This is a genomic window from Akkermansia sp. AE01SA01 (assembly GCF_036417395.1).
In the GTDB taxonomy this organism is placed as follows: Bacteria; Verrucomicrobiota; Verrucomicrobiia; order Verrucomicrobiales; family Akkermansiaceae; genus Akkermansia.
In genome coordinates this window covers 1,624,450-1,646,169 of the sequence record NZ_CP143890.1, presented here as the reverse complement: position 1 = coordinate 1,646,169, position 21,720 = coordinate 1,624,450, and the positions used below count along the sequence as shown (strand labels likewise).

General features: G+C 58.8%; 20 protein-coding genes and 1 pseudogene. 11 read left to right on the top strand and 10 right to left on the bottom strand.

All coding sequences use genetic code 11. The features are described from left to right. Positions 1-67 precede the first annotated feature (67 nt). From V3C19_RS06665 to V3C19_RS06655, 3 genes are all read left to right on the top strand, one after another. Positions 68-973 carry an NAD(P)-dependent oxidoreductase gene (locus V3C19_RS06665; RefSeq protein ID WP_130082738.1) on the top strand — a complete coding sequence of 302 codons (906 nt, stop codon included), beginning with the start codon at positions 68-70 and terminating at the stop codon, positions 971-973. Beyond that, complete coding sequence (locus V3C19_RS06660; RefSeq protein ID WP_295932670.1) at positions 970-2,289, top strand: class I SAM-dependent rRNA methyltransferase; 1,320 nt, start codon at positions 970-972, stop codon at positions 2,287-2,289. The genes V3C19_RS06665 and V3C19_RS06660 overlap by 4 nt, the downstream gene beginning before the upstream one ends. A gap of 75 nt (positions 2,290-2,364) precedes the next feature. Further along, positions 2,365-4,833, top strand: coding sequence for a hypothetical protein (locus tag V3C19_RS06655; protein WP_295875725.1), 2,469 nt, complete (start codon positions 2,365-2,367; stop codon positions 4,831-4,833). A 95-nt stretch (positions 4,834-4,928) separates the two neighbouring features. Here V3C19_RS06655 and V3C19_RS06650 read toward each other — a convergent pair whose 3' ends face one another. From V3C19_RS06650 to V3C19_RS06640, 3 genes are all read right to left on the bottom strand, one after another. Continuing rightward, on the bottom strand, positions 4,929-5,210 hold the full coding sequence (locus tag V3C19_RS06650) for a KH domain-containing protein (RefSeq protein WP_067570394.1): 282 nt from the start codon (positions 5,208-5,210) through the stop codon (positions 4,929-4,931). Positions 5,211-5,532: 322 nt separating this feature from the next. Further along, positions 5,533-6,717, bottom strand: coding sequence for a class I SAM-dependent rRNA methyltransferase (locus V3C19_RS06645; RefSeq protein WP_295875726.1), 1,185 nt, complete (start codon positions 6,715-6,717; stop codon positions 5,533-5,535). Further along, entirely contained in the window at positions 6,705-6,980 is a 276-nt protein-coding gene (locus tag V3C19_RS06640) for a hypothetical protein (RefSeq protein ID WP_130082741.1), read from the bottom strand. The genes V3C19_RS06645 and V3C19_RS06640 overlap by 13 nt, the downstream gene beginning before the upstream one ends. A 69-nt stretch (positions 6,981-7,049) precedes the next feature. On the opposite strand from V3C19_RS06640, the gene nagB reads away from it, so the two are divergent. Next, positions 7,050-7,793 (top strand): glucosamine-6-phosphate deaminase, encoded by a 744-nt coding sequence (gene nagB, locus V3C19_RS06635; protein ID WP_130082742.1) that lies wholly within the window; start codon positions 7,050-7,052, stop codon positions 7,791-7,793. Between the two features lie 124 nt (positions 7,794-7,917). Here the strand turns inward: nagB and V3C19_RS06630 are convergent, their stop codons facing one another. Then, the gene (locus V3C19_RS06630; protein ID WP_295875727.1) at positions 7,918-8,334 is read right to left on the bottom strand and encodes a hypothetical protein; all 417 of its coding nucleotides are present in this window, start codon (positions 8,332-8,334) and stop codon (positions 7,918-7,920) included. A 60-nt stretch (positions 8,335-8,394) separates the two neighbouring features. Here V3C19_RS06630 and V3C19_RS06625 point away from each other — a divergent pair, with 60 nt between their 5' ends. Together V3C19_RS06625 and V3C19_RS12830 are read left to right on the top strand one after the other, a co-directional pair. Beyond that, positions 8,395-9,087: a type 1 glutamine amidotransferase domain-containing protein gene (locus V3C19_RS06625; protein ID WP_130082744.1), complete on the top strand. Its 693-nt coding sequence runs from the start codon at positions 8,395-8,397 to the stop codon at positions 9,085-9,087. 18 nt (positions 9,088-9,105) lie between these two features. Continuing rightward, a pseudogene (locus V3C19_RS12830) lies at positions 9,106-9,796 on the top strand (nitroreductase family protein). A 98-nt stretch (positions 9,797-9,894) separates the two neighbouring features. Here the strand turns inward: V3C19_RS12830 and V3C19_RS06620 are convergent. Continuing rightward, positions 9,895-10,623, bottom strand: a complete 729-nt coding sequence (locus V3C19_RS06620) for a TlyA family RNA methyltransferase (protein WP_130082745.1) — start codon at positions 10,621-10,623, stop codon at positions 9,895-9,897. A gap of 141 nt (positions 10,624-10,764) precedes the next feature. Here V3C19_RS06620 and V3C19_RS06615 point away from each other — a divergent pair, with 141 nt between their 5' ends. Beyond that, positions 10,765-11,370, top strand: coding sequence for a DUF2062 domain-containing protein (locus V3C19_RS06615; protein ID WP_130082746.1), 606 nt, complete (start codon positions 10,765-10,767; stop codon positions 11,368-11,370). 54 nt (positions 11,371-11,424) lie between these two features. Here V3C19_RS06615 and V3C19_RS06610 read toward each other — a convergent pair whose 3' ends face one another. Next, positions 11,425-12,123 carry a pirin family protein gene (locus V3C19_RS06610; protein WP_130082747.1) on the bottom strand — a complete coding sequence of 233 codons (699 nt, stop codon included), beginning with the start codon at positions 12,121-12,123 and terminating at the stop codon, positions 11,425-11,427. Positions 12,124-12,365: 242 nt separating this feature from the next. Here V3C19_RS06610 and V3C19_RS06605 point away from each other — a divergent pair, with 242 nt between their 5' ends. After that, the gene (locus V3C19_RS06605) at positions 12,366-15,557 is read left to right on the top strand and encodes an AsmA-like C-terminal region-containing protein (RefSeq protein ID WP_330937043.1); all 3,192 of its coding nucleotides are present in this window, start codon (positions 12,366-12,368) and stop codon (positions 15,555-15,557) included. A gap of 321 nt (positions 15,558-15,878) precedes the next feature. On the opposite strand, the gene V3C19_RS06600 is transcribed toward V3C19_RS06605, so the two are convergent. The 4 genes from V3C19_RS06600 to V3C19_RS06585 form a co-directional block, all read right to left on the bottom strand. After that, positions 15,879-16,631 (bottom strand): GNAT family N-acetyltransferase, encoded by a 753-nt coding sequence (locus V3C19_RS06600; RefSeq protein WP_130082749.1) that lies wholly within the window; start codon positions 16,629-16,631, stop codon positions 15,879-15,881. Positions 16,632-17,045: 414 nt separating this feature from the next. Further along, positions 17,046-18,269: an aspartate kinase gene (locus V3C19_RS06595; RefSeq protein WP_130082750.1), complete on the bottom strand. Its 1,224-nt coding sequence runs from the start codon at positions 18,267-18,269 to the stop codon at positions 17,046-17,048. An 18-nt stretch (positions 18,270-18,287) separates the two neighbouring features. Continuing rightward, positions 18,288-19,616, bottom strand: coding sequence for a homoserine dehydrogenase (locus V3C19_RS06590; protein ID WP_130082751.1), 1,329 nt, complete (start codon positions 19,614-19,616; stop codon positions 18,288-18,290). Positions 19,617-19,662: 46 nt separating this feature from the next. Then, the gene (locus tag V3C19_RS06585; RefSeq protein WP_295932687.1) at positions 19,663-19,836 is read right to left on the bottom strand and encodes a hypothetical protein; all 174 of its coding nucleotides are present in this window, start codon (positions 19,834-19,836) and stop codon (positions 19,663-19,665) included. Between the two features lie 53 nt (positions 19,837-19,889). On the opposite strand from V3C19_RS06585, the gene V3C19_RS06580 reads away from it, so the two are divergent. The 3 genes from V3C19_RS06580 (at position 19,890) to V3C19_RS06570 (ending at position 21,698) form a co-directional block, all read left to right on the top strand. After that, entirely contained in the window at positions 19,890-20,411 is a 522-nt protein-coding gene (locus V3C19_RS06580) for a phosphoribosyltransferase family protein (RefSeq protein ID WP_130082752.1), read from the top strand. 115 nt (positions 20,412-20,526) lie between these two features. Then, entirely contained in the window at positions 20,527-20,958 is a 432-nt protein-coding gene (locus V3C19_RS06575; protein ID WP_130082753.1) for a hypothetical protein, read from the top strand. A gap of 245 nt (positions 20,959-21,203) precedes the next feature. Further along, positions 21,204-21,698: an N-acetyltransferase family protein gene (locus tag V3C19_RS06570; RefSeq protein WP_330937042.1), complete on the top strand. Its 495-nt coding sequence runs from the start codon at positions 21,204-21,206 to the stop codon at positions 21,696-21,698. Positions 21,699-21,720 lie beyond the last annotated feature (22 nt).

The window sequence follows — 21,720 nt, the reverse complement described above, 5'->3', positions numbered from 1 at the left end:
TGGTTTTTTGTCACGATGAAAAGAGGTTTTCACTGGATTTTAGAGGGACAGCGGGTAGGCTGTGCGCATGTCCAGAACATTGGTATTCGGGGCCGGAGGCCGTGTGGGGAGCCGCCTGGTGGAACACCTGCGGGATGCAGGAGCGGAAGTGGTTGCCTGCGGGCGCAATACCTGCGATTTGGAGGACTTGTCCGCGCTGAAAAAATTTCTTCTTTCTTCCGGAGCTACGCACGTCATCAACTGCGCGGCGGTAAGCGGGCTGGAAGCCTGCCTGGACGACCCGGTAACCGCGCACCGGGTGAATGCCATGGCGCCGGAGCTGATGGCGCGCCTGTGCCGCCTGGAGGGCATGCGCTTCATCCACCTGAGCACGGACTACGTTCTGGACGGCCGCCGGCCCGGCCTGAAGACGGAGGCGGACAAATGCCGCCCCGTGAACGTATATGGGGAATCCAAGCTGGAGGCGGAGCTCCGCGTACGGGAGGAAATGCCGGAAGCCCTGGTGGCCCGCGTTTCTTGGGTGTTCGGCAATCCCACCCGCCCCTCCTTCCCGGAGATGATGCTCCGGCGCGCGCTGAACGGGCAGGCCCTGGCCGCCGTGGCGGACAAATGGTCCCTCCCCGCGTGGATTGAGGATTTGTGCGAATGGCTCCGCTTTCTGGCCTATGAGAGCGACGCGGCGGGAATCCTGCACCTGTGCCAGTCCGGGGAGCCGGTCTCATGGCACGGGTACGCGCTGGCGGCCCTGGAAAGCGCGGTGAAGCACGGGCTTCTGCATGAGCTGCCGCCCGTGGCGGAACAAAAGCTCGACGAACAGGCGGGTTTCAGGGATGCTCGGCCCAGGCATACCGCCATGTCCTCCGGACGGCTGGCTTCCCTGCTGGGCCGTCCCGTGAGGCCGTACCAGGAAGCCGTTGAGCTGGCCGTGGCCCGCTATGCCGCAGATCCAACATTTCTTTCCCGCATCTCATGAACGATTCCCACTCTCCCCGCAGCCCCCGCAATCCGCGCGACTCCCGTTCCAAACCTTCCTACAGGGACCGCCGCCCCCCGGCGGGACGTCCGCGCTCCGCGCCCAAAAAGAACCTGTTTGTCAACAAGTCCCCGGAGGGCAGCGAAAGTTGGCTTTCCCCGTGGGTGGAGCTGAAATACTTTACGTACAACCCCGCCGTGTTCCCCCGCATGCTCGGCTCCGTCAGCGGAGAAATAGCACCGGGGAGTCTGGTGCACGTGTACGACAAAAACGGGGAATTGTTCGGCTCCGGCTTCTGGAACGAAACGAGCCGCACCCCCCTGCGCATGGTATACCACGGCCGCGACGCCTTCGGGGAACGGGAACTGGACGCCGCTCTGGAACGCGCCGTGAAACTGCGCCGCGATATCCTGCGCCTGGATGAGACGACAAATGCGTACCGCGTGCTGCACGGTGATTCCGACGGTGTGGGCGGCCTGGTCGTGGACCGCTACGCGGACGTTCTGAGCCTGGAAGTAAGCACGCTGGCCGTCTGGCAGCGGCTGGGGCGATGGCTTCCTCTGCTGCACCGCCTGTGCGGCACCGGAAGGCATGTGATTCAGGCGGACGAGGGAATCGCCCGCATGGAGGGCATCCGCCTGGAAGACGCGCCGGAATCCTCCGCTCCCGTCAAGCTGGTGAAGATTGTAGAAAACGGCATCACGTATGAAGTGGACTTCGCCCAGGGGCACAAGACGGGCTTTTTCTGCGACCAGCGGGACAACCGCCTCAAGTTCGCCTCCCTGGTGAAGGGGGCTACGGTGCTGGACCTGTGCTGCTACAGCGGCGGATTCTCCATTGCCGCCAAGATGCTGGGAGGAGCGGCGGAAGTCACGGGCGTGGACCTGGATGAAAAGGCCATCGCCATGGCGAAGAGGAATGGCAATATCAATCAGCAGCGAATCGACTTCGTACATGCGGACGCCTTTGTCTACGCGCGCCAGATGGTGCGCAACGGACGTCTGTTTGATGCCGTGCTGCTGGACCCGCCCAAATTCATCATCGGCCGTGACGGCTTTGAGGAAGGAATCAAAAAATACCATGATCTGAACATGCTGGGGCTCCAGTGTGTCAGGCCGGGCGGCCTCTTCGTCACCTGCTCCTGTTCCGGACTCCTTTCCCCCTCCGAATTTGAGCAGACCGTCGTCAAGGCGGCCCAGCGGCAGGGGCGCAAACTCCAGATCATGGGCATGACCGGCCCCGGCTGGGACCATCCCTATCTGAGCACCTACCCGGAAGGACGCTACCTGAAAGTCCTCTGGGCCATCGCCCTGTAGAAATGGTGCCGGAAGGGGCAGCACCTTTCCGGCGTCTTGACCGCGCCTCTTCCTCCCTGTTTCCGTGGGGGGAATATGGCAAAGCAAGTATTACAACGGCTCAGTTTCACGGCGGGAGAATTAAGTCCGTGGCTTTCCGGCCGCGCGGACCTGGACCCCGTGGCGCGCGGAGCCTCCCGCCTGACGAATTTTCTGGTCACTCCCTTCGGCGGCATCAGGCGCAGACCCGGCACGCGCCTGGTCGCCCGTGCCGGCGGCACGGAAGGCATGGTGAGGCTGGTTTCCTTCAAATACTCCACGGGCGTCCAGTTCATGCTGGAGCTGGGCCGCGGCTACGTCCGCTACTTCAAGGACGGCGCGCCCTTGCTGGATACGGAGGGAAATGTCCTGGAAACCGTCTCTCCCTGGAAGAGCGACGTGCAGGTCAGGAACCTCCGGATGCAGCAGTTGAACGACGTGATTTACTGCGTGGAGCCGGAGACTCCCCCCATGACGCTCTCCCGCCATGCCGACGACGACTGGCGGCTGAAGCCTCTGGAATTTTCCGGCATTCCTTACGAAAGCTCCCTGCTCAACTCCGTGAAGATCGAATACCGGGTGTTCTCTTCCGCGGACGGGAACAAGCTGGTGGTGACGGCGGATGAAGACGTATTCACCCCGGAGATGGCGGGCACGGAACACATTCGCATCACCAGAAGGCACGATGAAGGTTTCGCCCGCGCCGACCAGATGCCCCTGTTCCATACCGCGACGCTGAACCAGAACTTCTACAAGGGAGGCACCTTTTCCATGGACGGGAAAAACGGATGGCGGAATGCCTACACCTGCATCCGCCCGTTCAGGAAGGATGTGGACTATGTGGCGGGGAAGAATTCTCCGGAACAGTACACCTCCTTCTTTGAAAAAGGCGCGGATGCCTGCACATACACGTTCGTCAGCGGAGCATGGACGGTGGAAACCACCGGAACATGGGACGCGGAATGGGAGGTGCGCCGGGCGTACCTGGACGGCTCCAACTACCTGCCCAATGAGCCCTCCCTCGTCTGGCACTCCGTCAAGAGCTTCTACCAGAAGGAGGGATTCAGGAACAACTTCGCCCTGAGCGGTAATGAAGAAGGTTTCTCCTTCTACACCCTCCGGCTGATGTCCTATAAAAACGGCTCTTCCACGGGAATTCCGGAACTGCGGTCGGAATCCTGTTCATACGACCATGAATTCGTGGTGGAGGAGTATGTTTCCCCGCGGTGCGTGCATGTGCGCAACGCCCTGCACATGCCGGGCCGCATGCTGTACGACTATGATACCAGCGACTGGTCCTTTGGGGCCTTCGGGATCAGGAACGGCTACCCGTGCACCATTGAATTTTCCCAGGGACGCCTCTGGTTCGGCAGCACTCCGGGCCAGCCGCAGACCCTGTGGGCCAGCAGGGTGGATGACTTTTCCTCATTTATCCCCGGCATACCGGCAGACTCCCCCATGATTCTGACCATGGCGGCCTCCCAGCAGAACAGAATCGCGTGGATATCCTCCCTTCGAGGCCTGATGATCGGCACCAGCGAAGGGGAATGGCGGCTCCGGGCGTCCGACTCCACGGGAATCAATGCAAATAATGCGGAATTCGAACGCCATTCCGGCGTGGGCTCCTCCCTGCTGGACGCGCTGACCGTAGAAAACAGCCTGCTGTTCGTCCAGCAGGGGGGCAGGAAGGTGCGGGAGTTTTTTTATTCCCTGGAGGCGGACGGCTTTCTCACGCGGGACGTGAGCCTTCTTTCCGACCATCTTCTGACGGAGGGCATTGTGGACTGGACCATTCAGCGCAGCACGGCATTTCACGTCTGGTGCGTGCTGAAGGACGGCAGCGCGGTCTGCATGACCCTGAACAGGGAACAGAACATCGTGGCGTGGCATGCCCACCGCCTGGAGCACGGCCGCATTCTGTCCGTGGCCTCCCTGCGGGGTTCCGGGAACACGCAGGATGAGGAAGTCTGGTTCACCGTGGCACGGGGAGAGGGAGAACATGCCTGCATCACGGTGGAATGCATGGCGGAAGGCAACGAATATCTGGACGCCTGCATGGAGGCAGTCATCCGGGATGGCCGCCTTGGCGGGCTCCGGCATCTGGCCGGATGCGAAGCGGTCCTGATGGACGGGAACGGCTCCTGCTCCTCCATCCTGATAGACGGGGAAGGGAATGCGCCGTGCCCGGAAAACAGGGAAGGGGAAACCGTCAGGGTAGGGATGGCCGCCCCGGCCGAGGTGAGAACGATGCCCCTTGAAAGTCTGGAGACGCTCGGCAGGCTGAAAAAACAACTGGGCGCCAGGGCGCTTCTGCATGAAAGCTCCCTGCAATTCCTGTACGGCACGGGGGCTCCCGGCGCGTGGCGGCACTTCCAGCCCGGCAGATATGGAGCGGAGGCTCCGTACTCCGGTTATGTCAGGCTCACCCACAACTACGGTACGGATGAACAGGCTGCGTTCGCCCTCCGTGTGGAGAAACCGGGTCCCTTCAATCTGCTGGCCCTGGTGCTGGACGTGGAGCTATAGCCATCGCGCGGAAGTACACATACGCTCAAAAGAAAAAGCCGGGAGGAACGGGGTCCCCTCCGGCTTTGTCAATTTTGCTGTACGGGGCAGCGCATTCAGGCCTGTTCGGCGGCTTCCTCATGGGAAAGCATGTGCACGATGACCTTGATGCCGTTCTTCTCCCCTGCCGCCTTGGCCAGAGAGCGGATGGCGGAAGCGGTCATGCCGTTGCGCCCGATGATGCGGGCCACATCCGTCTTTTCCAAAATCAGCCGGAAGCGCACGGCGTCGCCCTGGGGGGATTCGGCAACGCGCAACTCCGCCTGTTCCGGATGTTGGACAAATTGAAGGGCAATCAGTTGCAGGTATTGGCGGATTTGTTCTACGGCAGGGTGCATGGAAGGGAAAAGGTTGTTACAATGTTTACTTTACTATAAAACCGCCGGCTTGAAAAGATGCAAATCCCGGCATTCCCCGAAAAAGAAAGTCGCCCCGGTCGTAAAACGACCGGGGCGCCCCAACTACCCTATGAAACTGGGTCCTTGCGAACCCAGAGAGCTTTTTTAACGAGCGCTCACCTGCTCGAAACGCAATATAGGTGAGGAGTGCTGGAGTTACAAGCTTTTTTTTTCATTTAAACGATTGTTTTTTTTGAGAAAAAAACAACGTTGTTGGTTACCTTCAAGGGGAAGAGGGATAGATGTTGTAATTATAACAATATTATCGTCCCGGAAGCAGCTCATAAGTAAAACCCTTAAGGTACTCCGTTTCAGGAATGTTCAGCAGGACAGGATGGTCCGGCCTCTGTCCGTGTTGCTGTATCAGACGCAGGGTGGCTGGGGCGTCTATGGCCGCTTCCAGAATGCTCTCCCGGAACAGGCCCGTGCCGGCATGGTGGGAGCAGCAGAAGGTGGAAAGAATGCCGCCAGGGGCCAGAAGCTTCATGGCGCGCAGGTGGATTTCCTTGTACCCGCGCATGGCGTCATGCACGGATTTCTTGTTTCTGGTGAAGGAAGGCGGATCCAGAATGATCAGGTCCCACTTGTGCTCCCCTCCGTCCCGGACGAGGGCCGCTTCCTTCTTCAGGAAATCGAATGCGTTGTCCGTGACACCCCGTACGGAAACCCCATTCAGGCGCGCGTTGCGCTCCACGGCGTCCATCGCCTCCTGGGAAACGTCCACGGCGGTGACTTCCGCCGCTCCGGCCCGGGCGCAGGCCAGGGCAAAGCCTCCCTGGTTGCAGAAGCAGTCCAGCACGCGGCGTCCGCGCGCCAGGCGCGCCACGGCCGCGTAATTGTCCAGCTGGTCCAGGTACAGTCCGGTCTTCTGGCCCGTTTGCAGATTGATCATGAACTGGATATCCCCGCTTTGCGCGGTAAAGGGCTCCGGCTCCGTACCACGGGCCACGCTGACGGAAGGTTCGATGCCTTCTGCCGCCAGCATGGGGGAATCGTTCCTGACGATGATTCCCCGGGGGGAGAGCAGGTCCTCCAGCACGTTCAGAATGATGTGGAGGCGGCGTTCCATGGCCAGGGCCAGTGTCTGCACCACCAGGTAATCCGCGTAGCGGTCCACGATCAGGCCGGGCAGGCCGTCCGACTCGCTCCAGACGAGGCGCGTGAGCGTTTCCCCCGGCAGGAAGCGGCTGCGCAACTCCAGCGCCTGGCTGATGCGCCTGCTGAAAAAATCCCCGTCCAGCTCCTGTTTGCGGCGGGAAAAGCGCCTGGCGACAATCTGGGAATGGGGATTGAACATGGCGGACCCCAGAAAGCGGTCCTTGAAATCCTTCAGCGCCACCACGTCTCCGGGCTGGGGATTGCCGAAAACCTTGCGGACCTCCGTTCCGTAAACCCAGTCGTGTCCTTGAAAAATGCGTGCCCTTGGTGAAATGATTAAACCTGCCATGTCAGGGACAGGCAATACATGATCGGAAGGGAAAGTGCAAGGGGAATGCGGCGGCCCGGCCGCCCCAGCGGAAGGGCGGATTCGTGCGCCTGCGGGCAGTTCCCTTCTCCCGGCGCGCCACGCGTCCGGAGGTTTTCCGCTCCCTGCTGGCAAAGCGGCGGCTGGAAGTGGAGGGAAGGAGGGAATGGGACGGCGCCCCCGAATGCAGGGGAAAATCCCTTCCCGCCCGGTTCGCCGGGGGGAGCCTTGGCGGTCTTTTCCATTTTAGTGCATCTTTCCGGGACTATTTCTGATTGAATGATGCCGGGGAGCGGAGTAGGATGTGGCGCGTTATGAAAGTAGAAACTTTTGAAACTCCCCAGGATGCTGCCAAATCCTTGGCAAAAGAAGTTGCGGAACTGATCCGTTCCCGCGCCGCCGAAGGCCGGAACGTGGTGCTGGGCCTTGCCACCGGAGCCACACCCCTGCCTTTTTATGCGGAGCTGGTGCGCATGCACAAGGAGGAAGGCCTCTCCTTTGCCAACGTCATCTCCTTCAACCTGGACGAATACAGCGGCCTGGACCGCGACCATCCGGAATCCTACTGGTATTTCATGCATACCAATCTGTTCAACCACATCGACATGAAGCCAGAAAACATCAATCTTCCCTCCGGCACGGTGAAGGGCGACGAAATTGCCGCTCACTGCGCCGCCTACGAACAGAAGATCAAGGATTGCGGCGGTATTGACCTCCAGATTCTGGGCATTGGCCGCACCGGGCACATCGGCTTCAACGAACCTGGCTCCGACGACACCACGATCACCCGCCAGGTGCACCTGGACGATCTCACTCGCTCCGACGCGGCTCCCGCGTTCGGCGGCATTGAGAACGTTCCGACCACGGCCATCACCATGGGCGTGGCCACCATCATGGGCGCCCGTGAAGTGGCCCTGATGGCCTGGGGGGAAAAGAAGGCTTCCATCGTGAAAAAGGCCGTTCAGGGTCCTGTGACGGTGGACGTGGCCGCCTCCTACCTGCAGAAGCACCCGAACGCCAAGTTCCTCCTGGACAAGGGCGCCGCTTCCCAGCTTTAATTTTCCGCTTCAACAACGGCCGCGCCGCCTTTCCCGGTTTCACGGAAAGGCGGCGTTTTTGATGGAATGAGAGAGGGCTGCATCTTCTTTTTCCGGCGACATCCCGCCGGAGAAAAATGCCGAGTCATCGGGCGGCGGGTTCCGCAAATGAAGATTTTGTGTCATTGAGGAAGGGCGGAACAGCCGTAGCTGCTCCGGTGTGCGCACGACGGCAGGCAAAGGATAAAGCCTGTTTTTCCTCTTCATGTTCGACCCGGCGGAATGGAAGGGAAGATGTGTTTGTGTATCGTGCTGGAAATGAATAGATTTGATAACAGGCAAAGTGTGTTTTCTGTTTGAGGAAGGCGGCTTTGAAGCCCGGAGGCCCCCCGGAATTCCTGTTAAGGATTTCCTTTAAAAGAGGAATGGAAGACTGGCCATTTAAGCGGCGGCGTCTTTTTATTAGGATGAAGTGGCGCATTGACAAGGGTTTCATTTTCCGTGCATGGTTGAAGGTGCCAATAGATGAAAAATAAAATATATCCGGCAGTGTGTAATTCATACTTCAATCAGGAATTACAGATGATGGCCGGCAGTTATATAGAACAGGAAAAACAGAGATATGAAACAAATGAAAATATTAATGGTAGTAACCGGAACCGGGATGTTTCCCGACGGAAAACAGGAAACGGGATTATGGCTCAGCGAGCTTACCCACATGTATGACAGCGCGAAAAAGCGGGGATATGACATTGTCATCGCAAGCCCGAAGGGGGGCGACACTCCAGTCGATCCCACGAGTCTGAAAACGATGTACATGGACAAACTGTCCAAAAGCTACTGGGACGATTCGGAATTCCGGGATGTGCTGCGGCACACGAAAAGCCTGGATGAAGTTTCCGGAGAGGTGTTCGACTGCATTTATTTGGCCGGAGGCCACGGCGCGATGTTCGATTTTCCGGATAACGCCGTCCTGCAGGAACTCATCAAAAACCACTATGAACACAATAAAATAGTTGCTGCCATTTGTCATGGCGTATGCGGTTTGTTGAACGTAAAGCTCTCGGACGGACAATACCTGGTAAAAGATAAAAAGGTCACGGGATTCAGTTGGTTTGAGGAAGGCCTGGCAGGAAAGAAAAAGGACGTGCCTTTCGATCTGGAATCCGCGTTGAAGGAACGGCGGGCGGATTACAAGAAATCACTGATCCCGATGATGCCGGAAGTCGTGGCCGACGGAAACCTGATCACGGGCCAGGACCCGTTCAGTTCGGAAAAGATGGCTGAAACGGTCATGGGCCGGTTCAATCAATAGCAGGTGGCGGTGAACGGTATGAATTTGAAAGAAGCCTTGAATTACCGGCGGGCCGTGCGGGTATTCTATTAAGAATAAACAGCTTGCCCCTGAAAAGGTAAAATGCTGTCTGGAACTGGCCGCCCTGGCTACATGCAGTTATGGGAATTCTTCCAAATCACCCTTCCTAAATTGATAGCCCGCATTGCCGGAGCCTGCCTCGGCCAGTCGGCTGCCGCCACGGCTTCGGAAATAGTCGTTTTCGTGACGCGGCAGTACTTGTACCGGCAGCGGGCGCAATCCGTCTTCGCATTCGAGCGTGGAAACATCCGGCGGAACGCATCAGGGACCGGGAGGTTATACTATGGAAAGTTGATGCCGTTCCTTTACGCGCGCCGTAGCGGCGTTTTGGGCGCTTTCCGGTCTTGCTGGCCTGGGGAATCGGCCTTTTCCGCCCCATGATGCGCGAAGTTTCCGAGTGCGATATGCGCGTTACAGTCAACAAGCCATGCGCTCTTGAGCCCAGACGTTTATGATCTCCACGGCCGCAGAAGGATACGATCCCTGCCCGCTGGAGGGATTTGACAGCAAGCGTATGAAAAAGCTGCTGGAATTTCCTTATGGTGCCGGGATCAACATGGTCGTTCCCTGCGGAATACGGGACGGAGAGAAAGGCATCTGGGGCGAGCGGTACAGCATTCCTTTCACTGAGGTGTACCATAGGATCTGATCTGCCGGGAAAGGAAAGTTCGCTCCATTGTGGGGAGGGGGGACCGCCTGTTGAGGCGTTCCGGGGCATGTCATGACTCACGGGGAAAGGGGCTCCGGCTACTTGAGCCATGCCAGGAATTCATGGTTGCCGTCCGTTCCTGTGATGGGGGAAGGCTCGCAGCCCATCCAGCAGCGGTTCAATTCCTCCGTGACAAAGGCGCGTATGGAATCCACTGCGCGTTGGTGCAGGGCCGGGTCCCGGACGATGCCGCCGGGGCCTATGTCTCCCGGCTGGAGTTCAAACTGGGGCTTGATGAGCACCAGGGCGTCACCCCCTTCCTTCAGCAGGGGGAAAGCCGCGGGCAGGATTTTTTTCAGGGAGATGAAGGAGACGTCGGAGACGATCAGGTCCACCTGTTCCCCGATGTCTTCCGGAGTCATGTAGCGGGCGTTGAATTTCTCCTTCACGACGACACGGGGGTCCTGCCGCAGTTTCCAGACGAGCTGGTTGGTGCCGACGTCGATCGCGTGCACCCTGGCAGCTCCGTGCTGGAGCAGACAGTCCGTAAAGCCACCCGTGGACGCGCCGATGTCCAGGCAGACCTTGCCTTCCGCAGAGACGGGGAAGGCGTTCAGGGCGCCCTCCATTTTCAGGCCGCCGCGGCTGACGTAGCGGGGGCGGTTCCTGATGGCAATGTCCGCGTCTTCATTGACCTTGAGGCCCGGCTTGGTGGAGGGGTGGCCTCCCACGCTCACCTCTCCGGCGATGATGAGCCGCTGGGCCAGTTCCCGGGATTCTACGAGATTGCGGGAAACCAGAAGGACGTCGAGTCGTTGCTTGCTCATGATTCGGAAGGAAGGTGCGCACGCAGGTATTTCATGAAACCGCATGCAGAATCAAGCAAAACCGCGCAGCGGCGGCATTTGGGATAAAATGCGGCATGAAAGGCGCTGGAGCATTTTACAATTGATCAGGCGCGGGATTGTATGAGACTGTGCCGCGGAATGGAACACCGCTACAGGCAATTGATGCGCAAGGTCAGGCTTTATCTGCTGACGGAAGTGCGTAAAAAATCGTGGACCAGCCGTTTTCTTTCCGCAAAAATCTTCGACCCGGTCTACTGGTCGTGGACACGGGAATCCGTGGCTACCGGGGCAGCCTGGGGAGCCGCCGCCGCGATTGCCCCGCTGCCCATGCAGAGCCTGTGGGGCGTATTCGCCTGCCTGTGGCGCAAGGGCAACATTCCGGTAGCCATCCTGATGGCCTGGCTTTCCCCTCCCGGCTTTACCTTCTTTGCCATTCCCGCCCAGTGGTGGCTGGGCTGGTTCCTTTTCTCCCGGCTTGGCCTGCCGACTTCCGGCGCTACCTGGAACATGCTGAAAACGGGAGTGGAACAATGGTCCTGGGCTCCGTTTAACGGCTTGGGCATAGGCATGGTTTCCCTGGAATTCCTGACGGGCTGGGCCGTCTCCAGCGTCGTGCTGGGGATGCTGTGCTACGGACTCGTGCAGCTTGGGTGGCGGCTGGGCCTGCTCATCAAGGGCCGGAGCAAGCACGGGAAAGGACGACAAAAAGGCCCGCCCCCCGCATAAGGGCAGGCCCGAATAAAAATATCCGGCAGCACGTCCGGAGAAACTCCGGCTGCGCTACTGCGCCACTTCCATCAGAAGGACGGTGGAATTCTGGAGGGCCTCAATGGTGATGGCCTCCGTATCCGTAATTCCGGCTCCGTCGCGGCGGTTCAGCACAATGTCCCCGATCTTGACTTCTCCTTCGACCACGAAGACGTACACGCCCGTATTCTGGCCCTTGAACTTGTATTCCCGTGATGTGCCGCGGTCCAGTTCCGCCCAGGAAAACCACGCCTGCTGCATGATGGAAATATCCGTTTCCGGAGCCAGGAAGGTGGAAATCTCATTGTGCTTCAGCAGGGGCTTGATGTCGTAATCCTTGTACTTGGGCTCCGTGTTGATCCTGTCCGGAATGACCCATATTTGCAGGAATTCCAGATTATCCGTGGAACTGTCGTTGTACTCGCTGTGCAGGATGCCCGTTCCCGCGCTCATGAGCTGGATTTCCCCGCGCGTGATGGTGTGGCTGTTGTTCAGGCTGTCGCCGTGGCGGAGCTTCCCTTTCAGGGGAATGGAAATCACTTCCATGTTCTTGTGGGGATGGGTTCCGAAACCTTCGTCCGGAAGCACCGTATCATCGTTAAGTACGCGAAGGGCCCCGAACTGCATGCGGTCCGGATTGAAATAATTGGCAAAGCTGAACGTGTGGTAGGTATTCAACCACCCGTGGTTGGCATGCCCCCTGGACGATGCCCTGTCGATAATAATATTCATGATCAATAATATTGAGATTCTTCCGGCTTTTAGCCGGACCTGGCACATGGTTTGACTGAATGGCGTTCCATCCTGTTCAAGCCGGATGACAGGGGCCGGGGCTTCCTGCGGGTGCCGTTTAAATGGAAAATTCCCGTGCATGTCCGGAATACGAAATAAATTGCCAACGTAAAATGATGGTGCAATGTCTCTCCTTTTAAGGTAGCATGGGCAGGTACCTGTGCAAGTAAAGTAAGTGGCGTATGGCTCATTCGACATTCATGAGATGGATCAGGGGATTGGTCCCCACCGTGGTTATTCTGCTGTGCGCCCTGGTGCTTGGCTTCATTTGCTATATTTCCATCTGGGGCGTGCCCTCCTTTGTGGTGGTGCGCGTGGAACAGGCCCTGCTGGAAAAAGGGGTGCCCGTGCACATCGGCACGCTGAAAGTCAGCATCTGGCCCCGGGCCGTCGTCACGCTGAAGGACGTGGAAATGCTGGACCCGGAAGCGCCGCCGGAAAACCGCCGCCCCATCGCCCGGCTTCATGAGGCGGACATATCCCTGAACTGGAAAAAGCTGCTGGACGGCCAGGTGGACCCGGAGCGGGTGAACGTGGCGGGGCTGAGCGTCAGCATGCCGGTGGACAAGGAAAGGCCGGAACGGGTCTTTTCCGTCACCGGGCTGAATGCGGAGATAGACCTGAACCGCCCCGGCATGGTGGACCTCACGAAGGCGGAAGCCGTGGTGCAGGGAATACGGGTCACCGCCCAGGGAAGCTTTCCCGCAGGGCAGGAGGAGGGCGGAGACTTTGCGCTGACGCCTGGAGACGTGGCGGCCGTCCGCAAGCAGCTTGACCACGTGCTGGAATACCTGGACAGGGTGAAGTGGCCGGAATCCGCCCCGCCGCAGCTTGCGGTCAACCTGAGCGACGACATGAAGGGCGGCGGAATCCGCGTGGGGCTGGACTTTCAGGCTCCCTCACTGCAATACGGCAGAATTCGTGTCAAGAACTTGATGTTCAGCGGCGACTACTCGGACTCCGTCATCATGGCCAGGCGCTTCACCATGAGAGATGCGGAAACGGCGGGATTCGTGAGGCTGTCCCTTCAGGCGGATTTGAAAAAGCGCTCCCTGATCTGGGACGTCACCAGCACGGCCCCCCTCGTGTCCTGGACGGTGTCCTTCCTCAACGAATCCCTCGTTCCGCGGGAAATGAAATTCCTGAGCGAGCCTCACGTTCAAATATCCGGCAGGCTGTTGTTCAAGGAAGGATGGGAAGGCGTGGACCAGGTCAAGCTGCTGGGGTCCGGCTCCATGGGGGCCTTTTCCGTGTTCGGGGAGAAATTTTTAAAGGCGTCCGGGGATTTCAACTATGAAAACGGCAACTTCTACGTGACGGATCTGGACATACGGCACCAGGGAGGAAGCTTTTCCGGCAAGGTGATGGGCGTGAATGGAGAAATCAAGGTGGACATCCACAGCACGCTGCCCGTGAACGCCATGCTGAACATGGCCCGGTCCATGGCCCCGGAAGACGTGGAACTGCCGCCCACCCTGGTCATCAACGGGGACCCGGAACTGAATGCCGCGGGCACGCTACGCATGGGCGTGGACTGGTCCGGCCCGGTCCGCGTGGACCGCCTGAAAATGAACGCCGCCGTCAGGGACGTGGCGTACCAGGGGGTGGAATTTGATTCCGCCACGGCCAACGTGGAAGTGATCGGCAAATCCATCAACGTGACGCTGCTGGAACTGGTGCGTGAAGACGGACGGATGAAACTGGACGGCAGCTATCTGGGAACGGACCTTGTCTTTACGGTGGAATCGGACCTGAAGCCGGAAATTCTCGTGGCCCTGGGCGGCAAATCCGTTCCCGTGCCGGAGGAACTGAAGATTCCGGAAAAAGCGACTCTCCGCGTGCACGGCAGGCTGGACATTCCGGAAGGAAAACCCGTGGAACCCACCCTGGTGCGCGCACGCATCAAGGCGGAAAACCTGGCCTGGAACAAGGTGCCCGTGAAAACGGCGGACCTGGAGGTGGAATACAGGCCCAACCAGCTCTTCGTGCAGAACTGCCGCATAGAACTGGAAAAAGGGAAATTTGAACTCTTTGCCAACGGCTTCTTGGACGGGCAGATGTTCGTGATGGGACAGTCCACGGTTCCCCTGGACACGATCGACAAGCTGATGGCAATGAAAGATGATGACTTCTTCATGGAGCGCTTCGCCTTCCACGGCAACTCCGGGATCAACCTCTCCTTCCAGGGAACGCTGGGACTTTACAATCTGGAAAAGGCCTACGATATTGAGGCCGTCGTATCCGTCGCCAACACCAAATACAAGGGGGTGGAAATCAAATCCGCCCGCGCGGACGCCCACCTGGTGACGGACCAGCTGGTCCTGACCAACGTGGCGCTGACGGTCTCCAACTCCGACTATCTTTCCTCCGCCGGATTGTCCGGCGGTCCGGCGGACAGTTCCCTGAAGGCCAAAAGCATCGACTTCCGTTTTGTCCCGGACACCGTGGAGGTTCTGGGCCTGGAAGGGCAGGCCTATCCGGCCCATACGCTGCGCATGTTCTCGGACGACGCCGCGAAGGTGCTCCGGGAATTCGTCTTCACGCGCCCCGTGACGCTTTCCGGCGGCGGCATGTTCCCGATGGGGGACGACCTGAAGCTGATGAAGGGGCGCATCCGCTTTGACGCCTCCGCGGGCCGCGTCCGCTATAAAATCCTGGGAACTACGCTGGACCTGGGCAGGACGAAGGGGGAAGTGCTCATCTCCCCGCAGTGGGTGGTGGTGGACAAATTGCAGGGAACCATCTGGGAAGGCTCCTTCACCGGCCGCGTGCTGGCGCAGATTGACGGCGGGGACGCCTTGAACGGCTCCTTCGTGCTCCAGGACATGAACCTGACGGCCATCGGCAAATCCTACGGGGAAAAAATGGAGAAGGCCACCGTGCACGGAGCCATTGAATTCTCGTCCAAGGGCGGCAACATGAACAGCATCCAGGCCAAGGGGGAAGCGGCGCTGGTCCACGGAAACCTGGTGGAAATCCCCATCTTCGGCTTTTTGGGGGAAGCCCTGGCCAATTACATCCCCGGCCTGGGCCACCTGATCAACTACAAGCTCACCCGCGCCGACTGCGACTTTTCCATAGAAAAAGGCTACATCCGTACGAACAACTTCGTGGCCACGGGCAGCAACCTGTCCCTGAAGGGCGGCGGATGGATACGCCTGGCCGACCTCCAGGTCAACTCCGATTTCCAGATGGGGTTCCGCGGCATTCCGCAGCTTCTCACCTCGCCCGTCTTCCTGCTGGCGCGCGGCCTGTTCCAGGTGCGCGGCAGAGGTCCCCTGGATAACGTGAATTGGAGTTTCGCCCCCTTCTCCGGCGGGAAGGCCCCGGCTCCTCCCGCTCCCCCGGCGCCCCAGCCTGCGAGAAGAAGATAATCCGGTACGGCCTTCCCGGAGCGCCGCGGTTTCATTTTCCGGATTCTGCCGCCTTTTCCGCCCGTCCCGTTCATCCTCTTCCTCTGCTTTCCCTGATGAAAAAACCTTGTCCGGGGAGGTCAGTGGAGGGGAAAGGGGAGGAAACGGCCGCTTGCGGCAGAACTTCGGGAAAATCCGTATTCCGGCATGGCGGATGTTTGCGCATTCCCCTTCCGGGCCGTTATTCCGGGAGAGCAAGGGGCCGGGGCCGATATTTCCGACAAGCCCGCATCATCCCGCAATCGCCGGAAAAACACGGACCCGCACGTTCATTTTTCAGGATTACTTTTTCAGTATTCTCTTTAAGGCGGCCACATCCGGCAGCAAATTTACCGTCTCAAACTTCCCCTTGTAAAACACGGCCCAGTTATTGAAAACACAGGGCAATTCCTTGGCTTTTTGCAGGGAATCCACGTGAATGAAAGACACGGGAACCCCGTTCGTTTCACAATACTGCCTGATGATCCCGATGTTTTGATAAACATAGGGGCATTGCATATCGTAATAAATGGTCAGCTCCCTGCTTTCAATTTCCAGTTTTTTAGCTCGTTGGGAAAAGCTCGGCAGGGTTCCGTCCAGGGAAAGGGCCAGCAGTTCATACCCGTTGCCGATAGTATCGGCAACTTTAAAACCGAATTTCTTCGCAAACGACTGGTCGGAAAGCCAAGCTTTCTGTTTTGTTGCTCCAAGCATGCAAATGCCGGATTTGCCGTTTTTTCCGGCATCCGCCAGACAATACTCCATCAGCGCCTTCCCGTACCCTTTCCCTTTGCAGCTGCCGGAAACCCACAGGCAGTACAGATAATAATAATTGTCGCCGATGATGGGAACCCAGGCGGTTTCCAGGGGAGCATATTCAATAAAAACTGTAGCCTTCTCATTCAACTTTCTAAAGACATGGCCCTCCTTCAGCCGGCCGCAAAGCCATTGCCGCTTGGCGTCAATGCCCGGATGGAACTTCTTGCTGCGGATAATGCAGCATAAATGTTCATGGGGAAGGTTTTCCGCCGTCAGGTTCACAAATTCGGCACTCATCTCTTTCTTGTGCCAATGATCGCATAAACCAGGGAGGAAGTCATCCGCTTTCCCGCCTCCCCTCCTTTTGCACATTTCCGGCAGACCCATATAACGCATCGGCATGGCGCGACGGTGCTTGCGGAAGGGCCGTCAGACGAACGATGCCGCCGGAAATCAGGCTGGAAACTCTCCTTTTTTCTCTGCTCATTCTCTTCTTCCGCCGCAACATGAGGCACAAGCCGTGTTGCAGTTGGCGGCAGACTCCGCCCTTGACGGCATCACTCCTGCCCCATTCGTTGAAAAGGGGCGCTTTCTTCATCAGGTGTGCGGGAATCCGCAGGGAACGGGATGAAAAGGGATGAAACGGCAAGAAAGAAAAGGCCGGTCCGCCGCGCAAGCGAACCGGCCTGGAACAGGGAAAGGGGGGACTGGTTAATTCTGGCCGCCCAGGTTGAATGCCTTGTGGACGACGCGCGCCGCCTCGTCGATGTCGGACTCGTCCACCATCACGGCGATCTTGATTTCCGATGTGGAGATCATGCCGGTCTTGATGTTGGCGTCCGCCAGGGCCTTGAACGCGGTGGCGCCCACGCCGGAATGGGAACGCATGCCGATGCCCACCAGGGAAAGCTTGGCGAGTCCGGCTTCCGTCTCCACCTTCACATCGGGGCCCAGCGCTGCCGTCACGGGCTTGAGCGCGGCCTGGGCGCGGCCCAGTTCGTTGGCAGGCATGGTGAAGGACTGGCGGACGTAGCCGTCATGGGCGGTGTTGGCCAGAATCATGTCCAGATTGATTTCCGCCTCTGCCAGGGCGCCCAGAATCCTGGCCGTATAGCCGATTTTGTCGGGAATGCCGGTGATGGTGAGGCGGGCCTGGTTGCGGTCGATGGAGATGCCGCGGATGACGACGGCTTCCATGGAGGGAGTTTCTTCTTGCACGATGGTACCGGGGTTATTGTTCATGGAGTTGCGAACTTCAAAGACGACGCCGAATTTTTTGGCGAATTCCACGGAGCGCGACTGCATCACCTTGGAACCGCTGGATGCCATTTCCAGCATTTCGTCGTAGGAAAGGGTCTGGATCTTCACGGCGTCCTTCACCACGCGGGGGTCGCAGGTGTACACGCCGTCCACATCCGTAAAAATCTGGCACACGTCCGCCTTCAGCGCAGCGGCGATGGCGATGGCGGAAAGGTCCGAGCCGCCGCGGCCCAGCGTCTGGACCATGCCTTCCTCTGTCACGCCCTGGAAGCCGGCGCAGATGAGGATGTTGCCTTCCATCAGGCATTTGTTCATCCGTTCCGGGTCAATCTTGTGGATGCGGCCGCGGGTGTGGGAGCCGAAGGTGGTAATGCCCGCCTGGGCTCCCGTGAAGGACACGGCCTTGTCTCCCAGTTCATGCAGGGCCATGCAGAGCAGGGCGATGGACTGCTGTTCCCCGGTAGCCATCAGGACGTCCAGCTCGCGTTCGGAAGGGGAGGCGGACAGTTCCCTGGCCAGGCCGATCAGCTTGTCCGTCACGCCGCTCATGGCGGAGACGACAGCCACTACCTGGTTGCCGTCTCCGGCGGTCTCATGGATGCGGCGCGCCACATTGCGGATGCGGTCAATGGTGCCTACGGAGGAGCCTCCGAATTTTTGAACGATAAGTGCCATGTAACAGGATGATGTAGGTTAGGATTGAGGAAGAAGGTGTTCGATGCGCAGCACGCGGGCTTCCGGCGCCACGAAGGAAATCTGGGCAATTTCCTCCAGCGCCATCTGGAGCTGGCCCCACGGGCAGGTATGGAGGATGAATACCAGGTCGTTCCACGCCACGCCGTCTTCGTCGATGTGGCTGGGTGCGGAGGACGTGGCGGAGATGCCGATGCCGAAAGTGGCCAGGATGCGGGCTATTTCCGCAATCACACCGGGCTGGTCCGCCACCTGGAAGCGCACGTAGTACGGCGTCGTGGTGTCGTTGATATGCATCACGCCGCAGGATTTGGCGTAAGGGGTGAACCCCGTGTGGAATTCCGGGTAGCGGCTTTCGCGCATGGCCGTAATCACGTCGCTGATCACGGCGGAGGCCGTGGGATTCTTGCCCGCTCCGCGGCCGTAGAACAAGGTTTCCCCCACAATGTCCCCGTTCACGGAAATGGCGTTGAACACGCCGTTGACGGAAGCCAGGATGTGCCAGTCATGGACGAAGCAGGGCTGGACGCGCAGTTCCAGCGCATCTTCCTGGTTTTCATGGTAGCGGATGACCACGAGCAACTTGATGGTGTACCCCAGTTTTTTGGCGAATTCGAAATCCCGGCTGGTGATGTTTTCAATGCCGCTGACGTAAATTTTGTCCGGGGAGATGGTGGTGCCGTAGGCCAGGGTGGCCAGAATGAGGGCCTTGTGGGCGGCGTCCCAGCCGTTGACGTCCAGGGAGGGGTCTTCCTCCGCAAATCCCAGTTTCTGGGCCTGCACCAGGGCGTCCTCGTAGTCGGCCCCGTGTTCCCCCATCGCGGAAAGAATGTAGTTGGAAGTTCCGTTGATGATCCCCACGATGGAATTGATGTGGTTGCAGATCAGGGAATTCTGGAGGCTCTGGATGATGGGGATGCCCCCCCCGGCGGAAGCCTCAAAGTAGATGGGCGTGCCCATCTCCGCGGAAAGCTTGAAAATCTCCGCGCCGTATTCGGCCAGCAGGGCCTTGTTGCCGGTCACCACGGGCTTGCCCGCGCGGAGGGCCGTCGTCACCAGGTCATAGGCCTGCCGGGTGCCCCCGATCAGTTCGATGATGATGTCTATTTCCGGGTCCCCCACCAGCTCGTGCCAGTCGTCGGTCAGCAATTCTTCCGGAACGGCGGTATCCCTGTGCTTGCTCAGGTTGCGCACGGCAATGCGCTTGATCCTGAACGGGATCTTGCTCCGCGCTTCCAGCAGGGAGTGGTTGCGGCACAGCGTCTCATAAACGCCGGAACCGACCGTACCCAGTCCGGCCAAGCCAAGTTGTATGGGTTTTTCCGTCATTCTTGCCGGGCGATTATGCAGAAAAATCCCTGTGACGCAAGAGCTTTTACCGCGCGGGAAAGGCTGTTTTTCCGGGAACTTCCGGGGGAAAGGGGCCGCCCTCCGCATTCCGGCCGGGCGCCTGTTCTGTATAGAAGCCGGATGGAGCGGACAGAAGGCCTGCCTCCGGGCGCAGGGAAATCATGGAGGAATCCCCCGGCAGTCCTGTGGTTCCGGTCATTCCCCTTCCGGGATTGATTTCCCGCACGGAGCAGGCTATCCTGTTTCCGTTTCATGACTTACACCATTACTCCGCTGATTGGGGAAAAGGCCATTGCCGCACGCGTGCGGGAACTGGCCGCCTCCATTGACGCCGACATGGGGGACCGCCCCTATGTCCTGCTCCGGCTTCTGGAGGGAGCCGTGCCCTTTGCGTCCATGCTGGCGGAGCATTTGAAATCCCGCCCGGAAGTGAGGTCCGTCAAGGTATCCAGCTATTCCGGCATGGAAAGTTCCGGTTCCGTGGCGTGGCGCGGAGATTGCGGCGCGTTCCGTCCCGGCGTCCCCGTGCTGGTGGTGGATGACGTGCTGGACACGGGCAGAACGCTGGCGGGCGTTTGTGGAGAATTGAAAAAGAGGGGCGTGCAGCGCGTATTGACGGCTGTGGCCGTGGACAAGCACTGCTGCCGGAAGGTTCCCTTTGAAGCGGATTACGCGGCCTTTACCTGGGGCGACGACTTTCTGGTAGGGTTCGGCATGGACTTGGACAACCGGTACCGCGACCTCCCCTACATCGGCAAGGCTGCCGCGGACTGAATAAGTTTTTTCCAGATTGAACAAACTATTGAAAAAAAGTGTCTAAATCCCTCGGAGCGGTAGAGCCGTCCGCCGCCCCGCCAAACAAGGAAACACCGGAAAGGAGATTCAAGACATGAAGATCGACAGGGTAAGACAACTGGAAAGCGTGACTGACTTCGGCCAGGAAACGTCCCTCATACGGGACGTTCTGGACAACCTGGAGCTGGAACAATCGCTCACGTGGCTTCTGGAAGCCATCAACACGCATCTGGAAAACGGTGCGGAAAAGGAACCGTGGCATCTGTACCAGACCACGCTGTTCGCCATGTACGTGGACTATGACAACGGGCAGGTGCGCCTGTCCGCCATGCTGGCCTGCCACGATGCGGACATGGAACTGCCGCTGAAGGATTTTCTGGAAATCCTGCGCAGGGAGGCCCGGGAAGAGGCTAACCCGCGCCATTTTTCAGAAGCCGATACGGATACGCAGATTCACCGCTGCCGCCATCCGCGCTTCAGGCGGAAAAAGCCGGAACGGGAGCCGGACAACGGATTTTATTCATGAACAAGACCCTTGCCGGATCCCTTTCCCATGGCTGATTCCGAAAGGAACCAGCCATTTTTTGGGGAAGACGGACGGACGCCCGGATTCCCATGGCCGTGGCCGTTTTAATGGAGGCTGGACGGGAAGCCTGGAGACGGCAGGTGTTGCTTCCCGTTTGCTTCACCGGGACCGAATGACAAAGGACGCACTGTTCCGGATGGTTGCGCCTGTTTAATCTCATATTTCCACAGGAAAGATTTTTCAGCATGCAGGTAAGATACGAGAAACTTGGAAGGGAGAATGCCAGGCCCGTCATGGAAATCTTCAATGATTATATTGAACATGGTACGGCGGCCTTTGCGGATGCGCCCTTGCCGGAAGCATCTTTTCCCATGCTGCTGGAAAAGACGGCCGGATATCCCGCTTACGCGGTGGTGGACGCGTCGGCGGGGAATGTCGTCGGGTTTTGCTGGCTGAGCGCCTATGCCCCTGTGGCAAGTTTCCGGAAAACGGCCAAAATCACCTCTTTCATTGCCCGCAACCATGTGGGGAAGGGCATAGGGAAACAGTGCCTCGACCAATTGGAAGCGGACGCCAGGCAAATGGGCATTGAAAACATCATTGCCGAAATTTCGTCCGAAAACCGGGGAAGCCTGAAGTTCCATGCCAGTAACGGATTTGCCTTTTGCGGAGAACTCAAGAACATCGGTTACAAATTAAACCGCTCCTTCGGCGTGGTTTATATGCAGAAAACCTTGTAAAGCCTGTTTCCCCGGAAAGCCC

Coding starts and splice junctions, on each gene's coding strand:
- V3C19_RS06665 (WP_130082738.1), top strand. CDS start 68: ATGTCCAGAACATTGGTATTCGGGGCCGGAGGCCGTGTGGGGAGCCGC.
- V3C19_RS06660 (WP_295932670.1), top strand. CDS start 970: ATGAACGATTCCCACTCTCCCCGCAGCCCCCGCAATCCGCGCGACTCC.
- V3C19_RS06655 (WP_295875725.1), top strand. CDS start 2,365: ATGGCAAAGCAAGTATTACAACGGCTCAGTTTCACGGCGGGAGAATTA.
- V3C19_RS06650 (WP_067570394.1), bottom strand. CDS start 5,210: ATGCACCCTGCCGTAGAACAAATCCGCCAATACCTGCAACTGATTGCC.
- V3C19_RS06645 (WP_295875726.1), bottom strand. CDS start 6,717: ATGGCAGGTTTAATCATTTCACCAAGGGCACGCATTTTTCAAGGACAC.
- V3C19_RS06640 (WP_130082741.1), bottom strand. CDS start 6,980: ATGGAAAAGACCGCCAAGGCTCCCCCCGGCGAACCGGGCGGGAAGGGA.
- nagB (WP_130082742.1), top strand. CDS start 7,050: ATGAAAGTAGAAACTTTTGAAACTCCCCAGGATGCTGCCAAATCCTTG.
- V3C19_RS06630 (WP_295875727.1), bottom strand. CDS start 8,334: ATGAATTACACACTGCCGGATATATTTTATTTTTCATCTATTGGCACC.
- V3C19_RS06625 (WP_130082744.1), top strand. CDS start 8,395: ATGAAACAAATGAAAATATTAATGGTAGTAACCGGAACCGGGATGTTT.
- V3C19_RS06620 (WP_130082745.1), bottom strand. CDS start 10,623: ATGAGCAAGCAACGACTCGACGTCCTTCTGGTTTCCCGCAATCTCGTA.
- V3C19_RS06615 (WP_130082746.1), top strand. CDS start 10,765: ATGAGACTGTGCCGCGGAATGGAACACCGCTACAGGCAATTGATGCGC.
- V3C19_RS06610 (WP_130082747.1), bottom strand. CDS start 12,123: ATGAATATTATTATCGACAGGGCATCGTCCAGGGGGCATGCCAACCAC.
- V3C19_RS06605 (WP_330937043.1), top strand. CDS start 12,366: ATGGCTCATTCGACATTCATGAGATGGATCAGGGGATTGGTCCCCACC.
- V3C19_RS06600 (WP_130082749.1), bottom strand. CDS start 16,631: ATGAGTGCCGAATTTGTGAACCTGACGGCGGAAAACCTTCCCCATGAA.
- V3C19_RS06595 (WP_130082750.1), bottom strand. CDS start 18,269: ATGGCACTTATCGTTCAAAAATTCGGAGGCTCCTCCGTAGGCACCATT.
- V3C19_RS06590 (WP_130082751.1), bottom strand. CDS start 19,616: ATGACGGAAAAACCCATACAACTTGGCTTGGCCGGACTGGGTACGGTC.
- V3C19_RS06585 (WP_295932687.1), bottom strand. CDS start 19,836: ATGACCGGAACCACAGGACTGCCGGGGGATTCCTCCATGATTTCCCTG.
- V3C19_RS06580 (WP_130082752.1), top strand. CDS start 19,890: ATGACTTACACCATTACTCCGCTGATTGGGGAAAAGGCCATTGCCGCA.
- V3C19_RS06575 (WP_130082753.1), top strand. CDS start 20,527: ATGAAGATCGACAGGGTAAGACAACTGGAAAGCGTGACTGACTTCGGC.
- V3C19_RS06570 (WP_330937042.1), top strand. CDS start 21,204: ATGCAGGTAAGATACGAGAAACTTGGAAGGGAGAATGCCAGGCCCGTC.